The sequence below is a fragment of the Leisingera sp. SA32 genome (assembly GCF_056033425.1).
The window spans coordinates 309,307-327,175 of sequence record NZ_JBVYHB010000003.1 but is presented as its reverse complement, the minus strand read 5'-3'; the positions used below and the strand labels follow the sequence as shown (position 1 = coordinate 327,175).

The window sequence follows — 17,869 nt, the reverse complement described above, 5'->3', positions numbered from 1 at the left end:
GGGGGTAGAGGCTGAAGGCAAAATCCGCACAATATGGAACACTTCAAACGGAAAAACCGCGCAATGAGCCAGCTACAGCATATCGAGACATTTGTGGAAGTCGCCACGCAGCTCAGCTTTGCGGCGGCCGCGCGTCGACTGGGGCTGCCCCCCTCCACGGTGACCACGCGGGTGAGGGCGCTGGAGGACAGTCTGGGCGTGCGCCTGCTGGAGCGCACCACCCGCAACGTGGCCCTCACCGAAGAAGGCGCGATCTATCTGGACAGTTGCCGCAAGGCGCTGGAGGAGCTTGTCGCGGGACAGGACCGGGTCGCCGCCAAAGGACAGCTGAGCGGCACCGTGCGCCTGTCGGTTCCGGTGGCTTTTCCAATGGCGCATCTGGCGGATCTGTGCCGCCGCTTTCTGCAACTGCATCCGCAGGTGTCGCTGGATATTTCCGTTGACGACAAGCCGGTTGATTTCGTGCGGGATCAGGTGGACCTGGCGCTGCGCGGCAACCGACCGGGCGGCGACGACACCATTGCCCGCCTGCTGTCGCGCACCCCGGTGGTGCTGGCCGCGCCGCCGGGACGGCTGACCGATAATGACCTGCCGGTGCTGGGTCCGCTGGCGCGCCATCTGCCGCGCGTCGAATTGCCTGGCACGACCCGCTGCACGTCCTTTGCATTGGCGTTGGAGCTGGTGCGGAGCGGCCTGGCCCGCGCCTGCCTCCCCGAGCCGATGTGCGCGCAGGCCGGGCTAGACCTTGGGCCAGTGCCGATCGGGGTGCCGGACTCTCTGGCGCTGTATCTGGTCTATCACGACCGCCGCCACCTGCCCCGCCGGGTTCGGCTGCTGATGGATTTCCTGATCAAAGACTATGCCAGCACCCTCGCTGTCGGCCCATAAATGCCGGGAACAGCAAGAGTTTTATTCCCTATTAAAAAAGTCGGATTGACATACCCGATCAAATAAATCAGGAATACGGCATCCAGCCAGCCTGACTCGTGTCGGGCGAGCCCGAGCGACGCAAAATCAACCGAGATCGCCCAATGCCGAGCAGAGATCGCCGCCCCTGCGGCCCAACTGTGACCGACCCGGATGCCGAAGACATGCGCCAGATCTGGCCGCAGGTCTTTGCGGTCTCCGGCACGTTGTCCGGCTTTTGTCTGGAATGGCTTCTGGACCGGGCGGAATTCAGCAATGGGCGGAAGTCATGAACCAGATCGCATCCAAGCCGGTGCCCACCACCGCAACCACCGAAGTATTCCCGACCTACCACGCCGAAGACCTGACCCGCGGCGGGGTGCAGGCCCGCATCCTGCTGAACGGACAGATCTATTCGCTGCGCATCACCCGCGCGGGCAAGCTGATCCTGACCAAGTGAGCCATCCTGTATGACCTCCGCACAGACCCAATCATCTCCGTCGCGCGGCGGCGTGACCGTCGGCACCCTGTCCGAGCTGTCGCCGCTGGAAGCAGGTGCGGTGATCTATCTGCGGCACTGGTTTTCCGGCGCTGAGACGCGGGCGCAGATGCGTCGCGATTTCGAGGTGAACTTTGGCCCCGGTCTGGCCGAGGCGGCCTTTCAGGCCTTCGGTTCTCTGTGCAACTTCTGCGCCACCCACGGCCGCCGCCCACTGGTGCGTCACGGCATGGCCTGCAACTGTCTCGGCGCGGATGAAAACTGTTTTGCCAATCTCATCGCCGCCGCCGCCGCGGGCCAGCAGGACGACGCGCAGATTCTGGCCTCGCTGATCGTTCAGCCCCGCAAGGTGCAGGAACTGACACAGCTGGCCGACGATTGCGGCACCTTCCTGCAACAGATCATGGGCGCGACACCGTCCGTGCGGGCCAGTCGCCCCGTCACTGCCACTCTTCATTGATCCCTACAGCAACCAAGGACTTAGCTGATGAAAACCCTGTTTCTCGCGGGCACTGCCCTTGCCGGTCTGGCCTTTGGCACCACTGCCGCATTTGCCGCCGACAAGGCTGCGGTGCTGGCCAATTACGCTGATATTGCCGAAGCCAAGTATCAGGACAGCCTGACCACGGCACAGGCGCTGAAGGCCGCCGTGGATGCCCTGGTGGCGGACCCGTCGGCTGAGAACCTGCAAGCCGCCCGTGCCGCCTGGCTGGCCGCGCGCGTGCCCTATCAGCAGTCTGAGGTGTTCCGCTTTGGCAATGCCATCGTCGACGACTGGGAGGGCAAGGTGAACGCCTGGCCGCTGGACGAAGGTCTGATCGACTATGTTGATGCGTCCTATGGTGGCCCGACCGAGGAAAACACGCTCGCCACGCTGAACGTGATCGCCAACCCGCAGTTCGAACTTTCAGGCAAGTCCATCGACGCCAGCGAGATCACGCCCAAGCTGCTGGAAACCGCCCTGCATGAGGCCGACGGCGTCGAGGCCAATGTCGCCACCGGCTATCACGCCATTGAATTCCTGCTGTGGGGCCAAGACCTGAACGGCACCGACCACGGCGCGGGTGACCGCCCCTGGACCGACTACGCGACCGGCGACGCCTGCACCAACGGCAACTGCGACCGCCGAGGCGCATACTTGCAGGCCGCCACCGATCTGCTGATCTCCGATCTGGACTGGATGGCACAGCAATGGGACGAGGACGGCGAAGCCCGCTCCACCCTGCTGGCGGATGAAAACGCAGGCATCACCGCGATGCTGACGGGCATGGGCTCGCTGTCCTACGGCGAGACCGCGGGGGAGCGTATGCGTCTGGGCCTGATGCTGAACGACCCCGAGGAAGAGCATGATTGCTTTTCCGACAACACCCACAACAGCCACTACTATGACGGGCTGGGCGTGCAGAACATCTATCTGGGCGAATACGTCCGCGTGACCGGCGAGCTGGTCTCGGGTCCGTCCCTGTCGGATCTGGTGGCCGAAAAGGACGCGGATCTGGACGCTGAAATGCGCGGCAAGCTGGCCAACACCATGCAGGCACTGGGGCGCATCAAGACCGCCGCCGAGGCCGGGCTGTCCTATGACCAGATGCTGGCTCAGGGCAATGCCGCTGGCGAAGCTCTGGTGATGGGCGGCGTCAACGGGCTGATCGACCAGACCCGCTCGATCGAGCGCGTGGTGACCGCGCTGGACCTCGGCGATGTCGCCATCGAAGGCTCTGACAGCCTCGACAACCCCACCGCGGTCTTCAACTGAACCCGGTGGTCGCCCTCGGGCGGCCATCCGCCTCCGGCAGGAGGTGTCACTGACAATTCTTTAGTGTTTCACTTTGAATTGGCTTGAATTCCGAGTAATTCTATCAGACATAGGGCGCGACAGAACCCTCAGGCCCTGCGCCGCCCCGGAAGAAGGTCAGCAGCATGATCGTTTGCCACTGCACCCATATCACCGACCACGACATTCGCGCCGCGATCAGCTGGATGCGAAAGGCCGATCCCCAGACCCTGATCACGCCTGGCAAGATCTATCACGCGTTGGGTAAAACCGCCGATTGCGGCGGTTGCATGCCGCTTTTCCTCGACACCATGCGCACCAGCAGTAAGCTGGAAGTGCCCGCGCAGCTGACGAATTTGCGCGGCACGCCACAACGGGAGAACGAATATGCAGGGCGACCCCAAGGTCATCGATTATCTCAACAAGGCGCTGCGCCATGAGCTGACCGCCGTCAGCCAGTACTGGCTGCATTACCGGCTTCAGGAGGACTGGGGGCTGGGCAGCATGGCCAAGAAGAGCCGCGAAGAATCCATCGAGGAAATGGAACACGCGGACAAGCTGATCGAGCGAATCCTGTTCCTGGGCGGCCATCCCAACCTGCAAAAACTGGACCCGCTGCGGATCGGCCAGACGCCCAAGGAAACCCTGGATTGCGACCTGGCCGCCGAAATCGACGCTCGCGCGCTCTACAAGGAGGCCCGCGAGGCCTGCAACGACGCGGGCGACTATGTCACGATGAAACTGTTCGAGGAGTTGATGGCCGATGAGGAAGGCCATATCGACTTCCTGGAGACGCAGCTTGAGCTGCATGACCGGATCGGTGCCGAAAACTATGCCCAGCTCAACGCGACTAAGATGGCTGAGATCGAAGACTAGGCTGACACTGGCTGCCGCGCTTGCGGCGGCCAGCCCCCTTGCGGCCCTGGATCTGGCCAGCCAGTACCAGGAGGAGCCGCACCTCTCCCCCCTGCCCCGCACCGCCGCCGAACACGCCCGCATCAATGCTGTGGTGGCACCCACCAGTGATTTTTCCCAGCCCGAACGCTTCGAGGATCTGCCCGCCGGCGCCGCGACCGTGCGCGCGCGCCGCGATGACGAAGCCTTCTCGCAGCATTCCGCGAACCTGAGCTTTGAACAGGAACTGGAGTTTAAACTTGGCAACGGGCTGTTCAAGAAGATCTGGGTCTTCTCGCCCGCTTCCACCCTGGCCTCTGACGGTTTGGGGCCGCTGTACAACGCCCGCGCCTGTCAGCGCTGTCACCTCAAGGACGGCCGCGGCCACGTACCGGAGGGGCCGGATTACGCCTCCGCGTCCATGTTCCTGCGCGTCTCGGTTCCCGGCCCGGTGCCGCCGCAGATGCAAGCGGTGCAGGATTACATCGGCACCGCGCCGGAACCCGTATACGGTCATCAGTTGCAGGATTTCTCTGCCCCAGGCGTCCCGCCTGAATACCGGCTGCAGGTGGAATACGACGACATCGAGGTGGCGCTGAACGGCGGCGAAACCGCGCAGCTGCGCCGCCCGACCTACACGGCCGCCAACCTCGGATACGGGCCTCTGGCACAGGGCGCCATGCTGTCGCCGCGGGTGGCGCCGCCGATGATCGGTCTGGGCCTGCTGGAGACAATCCCGACCGCCGACATCCTGGCCCACGCGGATGAGGACGACATCGATGGCGACGGCATCTCGGGCCGCGCCAACCTGGTCTGGTCCCGCGAATTTGGCCGGATCATGCTGGGCCGTTTCGGGCTCAAGGCCGGGATGGCCACGGTGCATGAACAATCCGCCGCTGCGTTTTCCGGCGATGTCGGCATCTCGACCCCGTTGTTTCCCGCCCATGCAGGCGACTGCACCGCCCAGCAGGCCGAATGCCAGGCCGCGCCCCATGGTGGCGGAGATTCCCGTGAAACCGAGATCGACCAGCCCAACATGGATCTGGTCACCTTTTATTCGCGCAATCTGGGTGTCCCCGCCCGGCGCAACAGCGGCGATCCGACGGTGCTGCGCGGCAAGCAGGTGTTTTATGAAACAGGCTGCGCCAGCTGCCACGTGCCCAAATTCGTGACCCACCGGCTGACCAACCGGGAAGAACACAGCTTCCAACTGATCTGGCCCTACTCCGACCTGTTGCTGCACGACATGGGCGAAGGTCTGGCCGACCACCGCCCCGAAGCCCGCGCAACGGGGCGCGAATGGCGCACCGCCCCCCTGTGGGGCATTGGCCTGACGCAGCAGGTCTCCCCCCGCGCAACCTATCTGCACGACGGCCGCGCGCGCACCCTGCTGGAAGCCATCCTGTGGCACGGCGGCGAGGCGGAAGCGGCCCGCAACACGGTGGTGGACTTACCGCCCGCCGACCGCGCCGCGTTGATTTCATTTCTGGAGAGTCTTTGATGCGATCCCCTGCCCTTGTCCTGACCCTGGCCCTGCTGGCCGTCCCTGTCGCCGCTTCGGATCTGACGGCGCGGATCACCGATCGGCAAATCCTGCCCGCCTTCCAGCAGCTTGCAACCGACGCCGCAGCATTGGCGCAAACAGCCGCACAGGACTGCAACCCGCAGTCCCCGACACTGCGCGCGGCCTACGGCGCGGCGTTTGATGCCTGGATCGCGGCCAGCCATTACCGCTTTGGCCCGACCGAAACCGACAGCCGCGCCTTTGCCCTCGCCTTCTGGCCGGACAGCCGAAGCAAGACCCCCAAGGCGCTGGCCAAGCTGATGCGGGAGGAAGACCCCGGCATCGCCGACCCGGCGCGCTTTGCCAGCTATTCCATTGCGGCGCGCGGTTTTTATGCGCTGGAATATCTGCTCTACGACCCGGAGCTGTCCGCTGCGGGCGATCCGGATTACCACTGCACCCTGACCCGCGCGATCGGCACCGACATCGCCGCGACCACCCAGGCGATTCTGAGCGACTGGCAACAAACCTACGCCGCCGAAATGCGCAGCCCCCGCGACCGCTATCAAAGCGACGAGGAGATCACCCAAGAGCTGTTCAAGGCGTTGAACACCGGCCTTCAGGTGATGGAGGATCTGCGTCTCGGGCGCCCGTTGGGCACATTCGACCGCCCCCGTCCACTGCGCGCCGAAGCGCGCCGCTCCGGTCGCAGCCTGCACCATCTGCTGGTCTCGCTGGACGCATTGGAGCCGCTGGCCCTCGCCCTGGCCGGGGCGGACACGGCCACCGACCCGGCGTTGACGGATGATCTGAAGCGCGGCTTCGCCAAGGTCCGCAGCCGGGCAGGATCGCTGGAGGATCCGATCTTTGCCGGGGTGGCGGACCCCGCAAGCCGCATCCGCATCGAGGCGCTGCGACAGGAGGTCGCCGATCTGCGCGCGCTGATTGCCGCCCGACTGGGGCCGGCGCTGGGGGTTGCTGCGGGCTTTAACGCGCTGGATGGTGACTGATGCCCTCGCGCCGTGGATTTCTGACCGGGCTTTTGGCCGCTGGACTGGCACCACAGGCCAGCTGGGCCAGCGTCGGCAGCCCGGCCTTCCTGTCGGCCGGGCGCGATCGGCAGGGCAACTTCCTGCTGGCTGGGCTGTCCGCCAGCGGCGACATCCTGTTCCGCCACCCGTTGCCCGGTCGCGGTCACGCCGCCGCGGCGCATCCAAACCGCCCCGAGGCCGTTGCCTTTGCGCGCCGTCCGGGGCGTTTTGCCGACGTCCTCGACTGCCGCAGCGGCACCGCGATCGCCCGGCTGGAGCCACCCGCCGGGCATCATTTCTACGGCCATGGCACGTTCTCGCCAGATGGTCGCCTGCTGTTCACCAGCGAAAACGACTACGACGCCGCCCGCGGCATGATTGGGGTCTGGGATGCCGCCGCCCGCTACCGCCGCCTGACGGCCTTTGCCTCTGGCGGGGTTGGACCGCATGACATCACCCTGCGCCGCGATGTGCCGGGGCTGGTCGTGGCCAACGGCGGGATTGAGACCCACCCGGACAGTGGCCGCGCCAAGCTGAACCTGGCCGTTATGCGCCCGAACCTCAGCTATCTGACGTTTGACGGCACGGTCCAAGATCAGCTGGAGCTGCCCCAGGATCTGTATCTGAACTCAATCCGCCATCTAGCGATGCGCGCGGACGGCACAGTGGGTTTTGCCATGCAGTGGCAGGGTGATCTGGGCGAGATGGTGCCGATTGTCGGGCTGCACCGTCCCGGCGCCCCGGCGCGGCTGCTGGGTGATGGGGATCCACGCGTGATAAACCTGCATGGCTATGGCGGCTCCATTGCGTTTTCGCCGGACGGGACGCAGGTGGCCGTCACCTCGCCACGCGGCGGCGTGGTGCAACTGATGGATTGTGACAGCGGCGATTTTCTGCGCGAGGAGCGGATGGCGGATGTTTGCGGCATTGCCACCGGTGCTGGCGGCTTTGTCGCCAGCACCGGTGGCGGTCGTCTCCTGCGTCTCACCGGCATCGGCAGCAAGCCGCTTCAACAGGCGGATCTGGCTTGGGACAACCATCTAATCCCGCTGGACTGACCTCCGCTTTCGCAACGCAACCACAGGTGCGCCCCACCCGGGCGCATCTTTTCGTTTTACCGTCGCGCCACGACAAAACGAAATCAGCCCGTGACTCTTCGCGCGTGATCCGCTACTGAATAGCCGCGAAAGGAAAGCAAATGGACGCCTCCAGCCGTCAAAACGAAATTATCGCCTTGCTGAACCAGCAGGACCGCGTCGAGGTTGAAGACCTGTCGCAGCGCTTTGGCGTGTCCTTGCAGACGGTACGGGCGGACCTTCGTGACCTGTCGGCGCGCGGGGCGCTGTCGCGGGTGCATGGCGGCGCGGTGCGCATCAGCTCTGCCGCAAGCCAGGACTACGCCGACCGCCGCCGCCTGAACGCCGGCGGCAAGCAGGCGATGGCGCTGACTGCGGCGGAGCTGATCCCCGACAACTGTTCCATCAGCCTCAACATCGGCACCTCCACCGAGCAGGTCGCCCGCGCGCTGTCAGGCCACCGAGGACTGACCGTTCTGTCCAACAACATCAACATCATCAACATGATGATGGGTGGACAGGCGAAGGAGCTGATCCTGGCTGGCGGCACCGTCCGGCAAAGCGACGGCGCCATCGTGGGCGAGGACGCGGTGGCCTTCATCGCCCGCTACAAGGTAGATTTTGCAATCATCGGCGCCTCGGCGCTGGACGCCGACGGCGCAGTGATGGACCACGATCCGCGCGAGGTTTCCGTGGCCCGCGCGATCCTGAAGAACGCCCGCCAACGGGTGCTGGTCTGCGATGGCAGCAAGTTCACCCGCTCCGCCCCGGTGCGCATTTGCGATCTGACCGATCTGGATGTGGTCATCACCGACCGCCCCGCTCCCGCGGAATTTGCCGAGGCCGCGCAGGCGGCAGGCACCCGCATCCTCACCGCCGGACAAAACGAAAGCAGCGAAAATGACTGACACCCCTGTAACAGACCTGTTCATCATCGGCGGCGGCATCAACGGCTGCGGCATTGCCCGCGACGCCGCCGGACGCGGATTGTCGGTGACCCTGGCTGAGATGAAGGATCTCGGCTGGGCCACCTCCTCTGCCTCGACCAAGCTGTTTCACGGCGGCTTGCGCTATCTGGAGTATTTCGAATTCCGCCTGGTCCGCGAGGCGCTGATCGAGCGCGAGGTGCTGCTCAAGGCGATGCCGCATATCTCCTGGCCGATGCGCTTTGTGTTGCCGTTTCACAAGGACATGCGGTTTGACAGCGAAACGCCGACGTCGAAACTGCTGACCACGGTGATGCCCTGGATGAAGGGCCGCCGCCCGGCCTGGCTGATCCGGCTGGGACTGTTCCTGTACGACTCCTTGGGCAAACGCGGCATCCTGCCTGGCACCGCCAAGCTGGACTTGACCCGAGATGAGGCCGGCAAGGTTCTGAAAGACAAGTTCAAAACCGCTTTTGAGTATTCTGATTGCTGGGTTGAGGACGCCCGGCTGGTGGTGCTGAACGCCCGCGATGCGCAGGAACGCGGCGCGCGGATCCTGACCCGCACCGAAGTGCTGTCAGCCGAACGCCACGCCGATCACTGGCTGATCCGCACCCGCGATCACGCCAGCGGGCAAGAGCAGGAGCATCGCGCCAAGATGCTGGTCAACGCCGGCGGGCCTTGGGTGGCCGATGTGCTGCATCAGAAGCTGGGCCAGAACAGCCGTGAAAACGTGCGCCTGGTGCGCGGCAGCCATATCGTGGTTCCGAAACTGTTCGACCACGGCCGCTGCTATTTCTTCCAGGGTGCAGACGGGCGGATCATCTTCGCCATTCCGTATGAGCAAGATTTCACCTTGATCGGCACCACCGATGCGGACCACCCCAACCCGGACAGCGCCCCCGAGTGCACGCCCGAGGAGCAACAGTATCTGGTTGATTTCGCATCGGAATACTTCGAAAAACCGGTAACGCGCGATGACATCGTCTGGACCTACTCCGGGGTGCGTCCGCTTTATGATGACGGCGCCAGTTCTGCCACCGCGGCGACGCGCGAATACGTGCTGACGCTGGATAAGGCGCAGGCACCGCTGCTGAATGTCTTTGGCGGCAAGATCACCACCTACCGCAAACTGGCCGAGGCGGCGCTGGCCAAAATCGGCGAGGCCTTCCCGCAGCTCTCCGCGGACTGGACCGCTGGCGTGGCCCTGCCCGGCGGCGATTTCGCGGTGGATGACGTGGAGAAACTGACCACAAAACTGGCCGCGGACTACCCCTTCCTCACGCCCTATTGGGCGGGGCGGATGATCCGCGCCTACGGCACAGAGGCCTGGGAGGTTCTGGGCGACGCCAAAACGGCCGAGAATCTGGGCCAGAATTTCGGTGCGACCATCACGGCCCGGGAACTGGACTGGGCCGTCACCCGCGAATGGGTGCGCGCAGGCGACGATTATCTCTGGCGGCGCACCAAACTGGGGCTGCGGCTGGATGACGCCCAGCGCAAGGCAGTGGATGCCTACATCCAGGAAAAAACTGCACAGCCTGCGGCGTGACAAACTTGCCCGGCCGATAAGCCGGGCAGCACCCGCCCCTCGCTACGGGAGGGCGCTGCCCTCGGCGTTAAAACTCAACGCCTTTCTGCGCCTTCACCCCGGCGCGGAAGGGGTGCTTGATCTGGCCCATTTCGGTCACCAGATCCGCGATCTCGATCAGCTCTTCCTTGGCGTTACGCCCCGTCAGCACCACATGGGTCATCGGCGGCTTGTGCGCCACCAGGAACTCCAGCACCTCCTCCAGATCCAGATACTCATAGCGCAGCGCGATGTTGATCTCATCCAGCAGCACCATGGTGTTGCGCTCATCCAGGATCATCTCCTTGGCCTTCTCCCAGCCCTTTTGCGCGGCGGCGATGTCGCGCGCCTTGTCTTGGGTCTCCCAGGTGAAGCCCTCGCCCATCGCATAGAACTGGCAGAGATCGCTGAAATTCTCCTCGATCAGCGTGCGCTCGCCGGTCTGCCAGGCCCCCTTGATGAACTGGACCACCGCACAGGGCATCTTGTGGGCGATGCAGCGCATGATCATGCCAAACCCGGAGGAAGATTTACCCTTGCCCGGTCCGGTGTGGACAATGATCAGCCCCTTCTCGCCGTCTTTGGTCTTCATCATCCGGTCGCGCGCGGCCTTCTTCTTGGCCATCTTGGAGGCGTGGCGGGCGGCATCTTCTTCTGAAATGCCGGTTTCGGGTTTTTCGCTCATGGGGGCTCTCCAGCTGTTTGGTGCAAGTCTTGACAAAGAAGGGCGCGATAGCGCAAGGGGGTTTCGCTGGTTCCTGCAATCGCAGGCGAAGAGGGAATGTGACAACGGCCACCAAGGGCCATAAGCACAGCCGCCCCCGCGACCGTGACCGGATGAGGCCGCCATGCCACTGGGACACCCCCGGGAAGGCAGGATGGCCGACAGGGCCGCCGCCCTGGCATCCGCAAGCCGGGAGACCTGCCAGCGCGTGAGAGATCAACGGGCGGGCGGGGTGTTCCGCGACCGGGTGAGGGGCAGGCATGGTGACCGCCCCTTTTCGGCTATCCCGCATGCCTGCCATGACAGGAGACGTGCCTTTGGCTGATGAACAGGCGCCCGCCGCCGCCCCGAAAGACCCGGTCACCCTGACCGTGTGCCTGACCTGCCGCAACGAGGGCGCCGACCCCGAGGCCACCCGCCCCGGCACCTTGCTGCATGACGCGCTGAAACAGGCGGGCTTGCCCGAGGGCGTCACCCTGCGTGGGGTCAAATGCTTGTCGGCCTGCTCGCGCAGCTGCGCGGTGGTGCTGACCGGTGGCGCGGAGCGCTGGAGTTATGTCTATGGCGACATGGACCCTGACCTGCATGTGTCCGAGATCCTGACCGGCACCGCCGCCTATGCGGCCAGCGCCGACGGGCTGGTGCCCTGGCGCGAGCGCCCCACCGTCTTTCGCAAACAATCTGTTGCCCGCATCCCGCCGGCCGCCTTCCCTTCTGAGGAGTAATTCATGAGCGATCTCAACAAGATCCCCGTCACTGTCATCACCGGCTTTCTGGGCGCGGGAAAAACCACGCTGATCCGTCACCTGATGCAGAACCCGCAAGGCAAGCGGCTGGCGGTTCTGGTCAACGAATTCGGCACCGCTGGCGTGGACGGCAACATTCTGAAATCCTGCGCCGATGAAAACTGCCCTGAAAACAACATCATGGAGCTGGCAAACGGCTGCATCTGCTGCACCGTGGCGGATGATTTCATCCCCACCATCGAACAGCTGATGGCCCTGCCGGAAACGCCGGAGCACATCCTGATCGAAACCTCCGGTCTGGCCCTGCCCAAGCCGCTGCTCAAGGCGTTTGACTGGCCCGCGATCCGCTCGCGCATTACCGTCGACGGGGTAATTGCCCTCGCCGATGCCGAAGCGGTGGCCAAGGGCCAGTTTGCCCCCGATCTGGACGCGGTTGCCGCCCAGCGCGAGGCCGACGACAGCCTGGACCACGAAACCCCGCTGTCGGAGGTGTTCGAGGATCAGATCTCCTGCGCGGACATCGTGCTGCTGTCCAAAGCTGACCTGGCCGGCGACGCGGGCATCGAGAAAGCCCGCGCCGTGATCGAAGCCGAGGCCCCGCGCAAGCTGCCGATCCTGCCGATGAGCGAAGGCGTGATCGATCCGCGCATCATCCTGGGCCTGAACGCCGCCGCCGAGGACGATCTGGAGTCGCGTCCCAGCCATCACGACGGCCATCACGACCACGAGCATGACGATTTCGAAAGCATTGTGGTCGAAATGGGCGAAGTCTCCGATCCGGAAGCGCTGCAAGATGCCATCGTGAAACTGGCCCGCGAGCGCAACATCCTGCGCGTCAAAGGCTATGTCGCGGTGGAAGGAAAACCGATGCGGATGCTGGTTCAGGCCGTGGGCGAGCGTCTGCGTGCGCAATATGACCAACCCTGGGGCGCGCAGCCGCGCAAGACCCAGCTGGTGGTCATCGCCGAGCACGACAACATCGACGCGACGGCAATCCGCGCCGAGCTGGGGGCCTGAGCTGATGCGGGTTCGGGGCGAAGATAGCTTTTGTCCTGTCCGGTCCCTGGACCGCACAGCCCCCGGCCGCTCCCTCGGGCGGGGGCTGTCCCCCCACGCGCGGCCGGGACCTGCCCTCCGCACCTGTCTGCACCCGTTGCGAAAGGCCTGACCCATGCATGTCGTCTTCCGCGAAAGCCATGGCCTCGACCAGACCGACACCCCGCAGGATCTGGGCCAGACACCCGGCGACCTTGTGGTGCTGTCTTTTTCTGACAGTGATCTCGGTGCCTTCGCGGCAGGCTGGCACCGCGCGGAGGGCAAGCTGCCCTCCCTGCGCCTCGCCAACCTGGTGGCGCTGAAACACCCGCTGTCGGTGGATGTCTACGCCGAACAGACGCTGGAGGGCGTCAAGGGCATCCTGGTGCGGCTGATCGGGGGCGAAAGCTACTGGCCCTACGGGCTGGCCACGCTTCAGGATCTGGCCCGGCGCAAGGGAATCGCGCTCGCGGTGCTGCCCGCTGACGGGCGCGAGGATGCGCGACTGGATGAGCTGTCCACCCTGCCTGTCTCCACCCTGCGCCGCCTGCAAGCTCTGTGCGATGCGGGCGGCGCGGTGGCGGCGCAAGCCGCACTGGCGCAGCTGTCACTGGCGGCGGGGCTTTATGCGGGACCGGTGCTGGGTCTGAAATCCATGCCCGAATATGGCTTCTATGACCCGGACAGGGGCGTGCTCGCGGATCTGCCGCCACAGGACAAGCCATTGGTGCTGGTCAGCTTTTATCGCTCCTACCTCACAGCCGCCGACACCGCACCGGTCGATGCCCTTATCGGGGAACTGCGCGCCCGCGGTCATGCTGCCTATGGCATTTTTGCCGCCAGCCTCAAGTCCCCGGCGGCCGCGGACTGGCTGCGGGAGGCGCTGCCGGGACTGTCCCCGGCAGCGATCATCAACGCCACCGCTTTCTCGGCCCAAGGGTCCGACGGCAGCGCCTCGCCGCTGTCGACAACCGGCTGCCCGGTGTTTCAGGTGGCGCTGTCCACCGCCCGCCGCAAGGATTGGGCCGAGGCCGACCGCGGCCTGTCCCCGGCCGACCTCGCGATGCACGTGGTGCTGCCAGAGGTCGACGGCCGCATCTTTGCCGGTGTCGTCAGCTTCAAATCTCCCGGGCGCAAGGACCCGGATCTGCAATACTCCCGCTTTGCCCACCGCGCCGACGCAGCCCAGATCAAGGCCGCCGTTGACCGGGTCGAGGGCTGGCTGCGGCTGGCCAGCCTGCCCAATGCGGACAAACGGCTGGCGCTGGTGCTGTCGACCTACCCGGGGCGCGATCACAATCTTGCCCATGCGGTCGGGCTGGATGCACTGGCCTCCTGTGACGAAATCCTGCGCGCGCTGTGGGACCAGGGCTATACTGTGGAACCGCAGGACAACTCTGGCCTGCGGCTGATGCAGGAGACACGCAGCGTTCCGCTCGCCGACTACAAAACCGCCCTCGCCACATTGCCATCAGACCTGCAGGAGGCTTTGGCCGCAGCCTGGGGCGCGCCCGAGGATGACCCGGATTGCCGCGATGGCGCCTTTCACTTCAAGGCTTTGCAGGCGGGACAGGCGCTGATCGCCCTGCAACCCGAACGCGGCGAGGTCAAGACCCGCGTCGATGACTATCACGATCTCGACCGCACCCCGCGCCACGCCTATGTGGCGTTTTACCTGTGGCTGCGCAGCCAGGCGGACGCGCTGGTCCACATCGGCGCGCATGGCACGCTGGAATGGCTGCCGGGCAAGGCGGTGGCGCTGTCGCAGCGCTGCTGGCCCGAGGTGCTGACAGGCCCGCTGCCGGTTGTCTATCCGTTCATTGTCAACGATCCCGGCGAGGCCGCCCAGGCCAAGCGCCGCATCGGGGCGGTTACCCTTGGCCACCTGCCGCCGCCGCTGGCGCAGACAACTCTGCCCGAGGGCATGGCCCGGCTCGAAAGCCTGCTGGATGAATATTCCACCGCAGATGGTCTGGACCCGGCGCGCCGCGACAGGCTGATCGGCAGCATCCGCTCAGAGGCCCAGGGCACCGGCGTGGAAGCGGATCTGGGTCTCACCCCCGACACATCCCCGGCTGAGGCGATCACCCGGATTGACGCCTTTGTCTGTGACATCAAGGAAAGCCAATACGGCGAGGGGCTGCATATCTTTGGCAGCGGTCAATGCGGGCCGGACGAGCACGCAGGGCTGATCGCCGCGCTGAACGGGAGACTTGTGGCACCCGGCCCGTCCGGCTCGCCGTTCCGCGGCCGGGGGGATGTTCTGCCCACCGGGCGCAACCTGTTTACCACCGACCCGCGGGCGGTGCCGTCGCGGGCGGCGCATGCCCAGGGGGTCAAACTGGCGGAAGAGTTGCTGCGCCGCCATCTTCAGGACCACGGCGACTGGCCGCGTGGGCTGGTGATCGACCTCTGGGGCTCTGCCACCATGCGCACTGCTGGTGAAGAATTTGCCATGGCCCTGCATCTGGCCGGGCTGGCGCCCAAATGGGACGAAAACTCCGAGCGCGTGTCAGGGATAGAGGTGCTGCCGCTGGCGATGCTGAACCGTCCGCGCATCGACGTTACCCTGCGAGTGTCCGGCCTGTTCCGCGATGTGTTTCCAGGGTTGGCTCAGCTGTTCGAAACCGCCGCCGCCGCGCTGGCCACGCGCGAGGGAGACCCGTCCGACAACCCTTATGTGAAACAGACGCCGCGTGTCTTCGGCCCCAAGCCTGGCCAGTACGGCTTGTCGATGAACCCGCATCTGGACGACTACACCGACGCTGCCCGACAAGCCGCGGGCGAGGCCTGGCTCAATGCGTCCTCCCATGCGATCGACGCCAAGGGCGCGATCCACGACGCCCGGGATGCGTTGGAGGCCCGGCTGCAAAGCGCCGACAGCTTTGTCCATTTGCAGGATCTGCCGGAAACCGACCTGCTGGTGGCATCGGACTATGCCGCGCATGAAGCGGGCTTTGCCGCTGCCATGGCCCGGGTCGGCCAACCGGCGCCAGCGCTGTATCACATGGACGCCACCCGGCCCGACCAGCCAAAGGCCCGGTCTCTGGGCGAGGAGATCGCCCGCGTCACCCGCGCCCGCGCCGCCAACCCGGACTGGGCCAGCGCGATGATGCAACACGGCTTTCGCGGGGCGGCGGAAATCGCCGCGACGCTGGACCACATGGCCGCCTTTGCGCATCTGGCGCAGGTGGTGCAGCCGCATCTGTTCGACCTCTATTTCGAGGCAACGCTGGGCCGCGACGATCTGGTGGCCTTCATGGAGCGCGAGAACCCGGCTGCGCTGCAGGCCATGCGCGACCGCTTCCGCGCGCTGTATGATGCGGGTCTCTGGAGCACGCGGCGCAATTCAATCATGGCCGCGCTGGAGGGCGCTGCATGAGCGGCCCGCACGCCCCTGTCGGCCCCAAGGTCTATGGCTGGTGCCCCGGCGCGCTGCGACCGATGATGTCGGGTGACGGCTTGGTGGTGCGGCTGCGCGCGCCGCTGGGGCGGTTGTCGCCCGAGCAGGCCCGCGGCGTGGCACAACTGTCGCAGGATTTCGGCAACGGGGTGCTGGATCTGTCAGCCCGCGCCAACCTGCAACTGCGCGGCATCCGCGAGGACGGCCACCCAGCGCTGGTTTGCGGTCTGCGCGAGCTTGGCCTGCTCGACCCTGACGCCTCCGCCGAGGCACGCCGCAATATCATGCTGACGCCATTCTGGACGCCGGGCGACGACACCCAGGTCATTGCAACGACCCTCAGCGCGGCGTTGACGGCGGCCACGGATCTGCCCCTGCCGGGCAAGTTCGGCTTTGCCGTCGACTGCGGGGCCAGCCCCGTTCTTCAGGACTGCGCGGCCGACATCCGTATTGAGCGCGGCCCCGCCGGGCTGATCCTGCGCGCCGATGGGGCCACGGTCGGCAAGCCAGTCACACGTGGCACGGCTGTCTCCGAAGCCCTTGGCCTGGCGCGCTGGTTTCTGGAACGGGGCGGCGCGCACGACGGGCGCGGCAGGATGCACCGTCTCGTCGCGCGCCGCGGGCCACCGCCAGCGCAAGAGGCGGCCGCGCTCCAGCATTCATTTGTCGCCGCTCCGGACCGAACACCGGCCGGCGTGCTGGTGGCGCTGGAATTCGGGCAGTTGCCCGCCGCAACCCTGGCTGCGCTGGCAGACCACGGCGCGCTTCGCCTGACGCCGTGGCGGATGCTGCTGGTGGAAGCACCGCAGGTGCTGCCCGCCCTGCCCGGCCTGATCCTGGACGCCACCGATCCGCGCCTGCAAGTCGTCGCCTGCACCGGCGCACCCGGCTGCCTGCAGGCGCTGTCGACAACCCGCGACCTGGCCCGCGATCTGGCGCCGCACCTGCCGCCCGACACTCGGCTGCATGTGTCCGGCTGCGCCAAGGGCTGCGCCTGCCCCAGCCCGGCCCCGCTGACGCTGACCGCATCCGGCCCCGACGATTTCTCTCTGATCCGCCATGGCACCGCTGCCGATCAACCGGTAAAGACTCACCTGAGCGCTGCGACCTTGCGCGCCGCTCCCGAACTTCTGACAGAGGGCAGCTGACATGCTCCACACCTATGAAACCGACGGCGCCGCGATCTACGCCGAAAGCTTTGCCACCATCCGCCGCGAAGCGGATCTGGCCCGCTTCAGCAAAGACGAGGAGAGCGTTGTCGTCCGCATGATCCATGCCGCTGGCATGGTCGGGCTGGAGGAACACATACGCTTCTCCGACGGCATGGCCGAGTGCGCCCGCGCCGCGCTGGCAAATGGCGCGCCGATCCTCTGCGACGCCTATATGGTCTCCGAGGGCATCACCCGCCCGCGTCTGCCTGCGGACAACGAGGTGATCTGCACCCTGCGCGACCCCAAGGTGCCGCAGATGGCAAAGGACATGTCCAACACCCGCTCCGCCGCCGCACTCGAACTGTGGCGACCGAAACTGGATGGCGCCGTTGTCGCCATCGGCAACGCCCCCACCGCGCTGTTTCACCTCCTGAACATGCTGAAAGACCCCGCCTGCCCCCGCCCCGCCGCCATCATTGGCTGCCCGGTGGGCTTTGTCGGCGCAATGGAATCGAAAGAGGCGCTGATGCAGGACCTGCCGGTGCCCTCGATGATCGTGAAAGGCCGCCTCGGTGGCTCCGCCATCACTGTCGCCGCGGTAAACGCGCTGGCGAGCTGGAAAGAGTAACG

Annotated in this window: 18 protein-coding genes and 1 riboswitch; of the genes, 17 read left to right on the top strand and 1 reads right to left on the bottom strand. The window is 65.7% G+C overall.

From position 1 onward, the window contains the following. The first annotated feature begins 63 nt into the window (after positions 1 to 63). From AC0IPL_RS06705 to glpD, 12 genes are all read left to right on the top strand, one after another. Entirely contained in the window at positions 64 to 888 is an 825-nt protein-coding gene (locus AC0IPL_RS06705; protein WP_474273003.1) for a LysR family transcriptional regulator, read from the top strand. Positions 889 to 1,031: 143 nt separating this feature from the next. Continuing rightward, positions 1,032 to 1,199: a hypothetical protein gene (locus AC0IPL_RS06700; protein WP_474273002.1), complete on the top strand. Its 168-nt coding sequence runs from the start codon at positions 1,032 to 1,034 to the stop codon at positions 1,197 to 1,199. Next, positions 1,196 to 1,366 carry a hemin uptake protein HemP gene (hemP, locus tag AC0IPL_RS06695; RefSeq protein WP_008554566.1) on the top strand — a complete coding sequence of 57 codons (171 nt, stop codon included), beginning with the start codon at positions 1,196 to 1,198 and terminating at the stop codon, positions 1,364 to 1,366. Before AC0IPL_RS06700 ends, hemP begins: the two co-directional genes overlap by 4 nt. Before the next feature lie 10 nt (positions 1,367 to 1,376). Beyond that, the gene (locus tag AC0IPL_RS06690) at positions 1,377 to 1,865 is read left to right on the top strand and encodes a hypothetical protein (protein WP_474273000.1); all 489 of its coding nucleotides are present in this window, start codon (positions 1,377 to 1,379) and stop codon (positions 1,863 to 1,865) included. A gap of 27 nt (positions 1,866 to 1,892) precedes the next feature. Then, entirely contained in the window at positions 1,893 to 3,161 is a 1,269-nt protein-coding gene (locus tag AC0IPL_RS06685; RefSeq protein WP_474272998.1) for an imelysin family protein, read from the top strand. Between the two features lie 164 nt (positions 3,162 to 3,325). After that, a complete protein-coding gene (locus tag AC0IPL_RS06680) occupies positions 3,326 to 3,619 on the top strand; it encodes a (2Fe-2S)-binding protein (RefSeq protein ID WP_474272996.1) in 294 nt (97 codons plus the stop codon). Then, on the top strand, positions 3,567 to 4,055 hold the full coding sequence (bfr, locus tag AC0IPL_RS06675; RefSeq protein ID WP_474272994.1) for a bacterioferritin: 489 nt from the start codon (positions 3,567 to 3,569) through the stop codon (positions 4,053 to 4,055). The genes AC0IPL_RS06680 and bfr overlap by 53 nt, the downstream gene beginning before the upstream one ends. Next, positions 4,012 to 5,574 carry a di-heme oxidoreductase family protein gene (locus AC0IPL_RS06670; RefSeq protein WP_474272992.1) on the top strand — a complete coding sequence of 521 codons (1,563 nt, stop codon included), beginning with the start codon at positions 4,012 to 4,014 and terminating at the stop codon, positions 5,572 to 5,574. Before bfr ends, AC0IPL_RS06670 begins: the two co-directional genes overlap by 44 nt. Beyond that, entirely contained in the window at positions 5,574 to 6,587 is a 1,014-nt protein-coding gene (locus tag AC0IPL_RS06665) for an imelysin family protein (RefSeq protein WP_474272991.1), read from the top strand. Before AC0IPL_RS06670 ends, AC0IPL_RS06665 begins: the two co-directional genes overlap by 1 nt. After that, positions 6,587 to 7,666: a DUF1513 domain-containing protein gene (locus tag AC0IPL_RS06660; RefSeq protein WP_474272989.1), complete on the top strand. Its 1,080-nt coding sequence runs from the start codon at positions 6,587 to 6,589 to the stop codon at positions 7,664 to 7,666. The genes AC0IPL_RS06665 and AC0IPL_RS06660 overlap by 1 nt, the downstream gene beginning before the upstream one ends. 140 nt (positions 7,667 to 7,806) lie before the next feature. After that, entirely contained in the window at positions 7,807 to 8,592 is a 786-nt protein-coding gene (locus AC0IPL_RS06655) for a DeoR/GlpR family DNA-binding transcription regulator (RefSeq protein ID WP_474272987.1), read from the top strand. Further along, a complete protein-coding gene (gene glpD, locus AC0IPL_RS06650) occupies positions 8,585 to 10,162 on the top strand; it encodes a glycerol-3-phosphate dehydrogenase (RefSeq protein WP_474272985.1) in 1,578 nt (525 codons plus the stop codon). Before AC0IPL_RS06655 ends, glpD begins: the two co-directional genes overlap by 8 nt. A 67-nt stretch (positions 10,163 to 10,229) precedes the next feature. On the opposite strand, the gene cobO is transcribed toward glpD, so the two are convergent. Beyond that, positions 10,230 to 10,865 carry a cob(I)yrinic acid a,c-diamide adenosyltransferase gene (gene cobO, locus AC0IPL_RS06645; RefSeq protein WP_474272983.1) on the bottom strand — a complete coding sequence of 212 codons (636 nt, stop codon included), beginning with the start codon at positions 10,863 to 10,865 and terminating at the stop codon, positions 10,230 to 10,232. Positions 10,866 to 10,915: 50 nt separating this feature from the next. Continuing rightward, positions 10,916 to 11,124, top strand: a riboswitch (cobalamin riboswitch). A gap of 97 nt (positions 11,125 to 11,221) precedes the next feature. Between cobO and AC0IPL_RS06640 the strand changes: the two genes are divergently transcribed. The 5 genes from AC0IPL_RS06640 to AC0IPL_RS06620 all read left to right on the top strand — a co-directional run bounded on the left by AC0IPL_RS06640 (position 11,222) and on the right by AC0IPL_RS06620 (position 17,867). Beyond that, on the top strand, positions 11,222 to 11,629 hold the full coding sequence (locus AC0IPL_RS06640) for a DUF1636 family protein (protein ID WP_474272981.1): 408 nt from the start codon (positions 11,222 to 11,224) through the stop codon (positions 11,627 to 11,629). A 3-nt stretch (positions 11,630 to 11,632) separates the two neighbouring features. Beyond that, a complete protein-coding gene (gene cobW, locus AC0IPL_RS06635; protein ID WP_474272979.1) occupies positions 11,633 to 12,667 on the top strand; it encodes a cobalamin biosynthesis protein CobW in 1,035 nt (344 codons plus the stop codon). A 154-nt stretch (positions 12,668 to 12,821) separates the two neighbouring features. Continuing rightward, entirely contained in the window at positions 12,822 to 16,067 is a 3,246-nt protein-coding gene (gene cobN / locus AC0IPL_RS06630) for a cobaltochelatase subunit CobN (protein WP_474272977.1), read from the top strand. Next, positions 16,064 to 17,236: a precorrin-3B synthase gene (gene cobG / locus AC0IPL_RS06625; protein ID WP_474272975.1), complete on the top strand. Its 1,173-nt coding sequence runs from the start codon at positions 16,064 to 16,066 to the stop codon at positions 17,234 to 17,236. Before cobN ends, cobG begins: the two co-directional genes overlap by 4 nt. 1 nt (position 17,237) lies before the next feature. Next, positions 17,238 to 17,867, top strand: a complete 630-nt coding sequence (locus AC0IPL_RS06620; protein ID WP_474272973.1) for a precorrin-8X methylmutase — start codon at positions 17,238 to 17,240, stop codon at positions 17,865 to 17,867. The last annotated feature ends 2 nt before the right edge of the window (positions 17,868 to 17,869 follow it).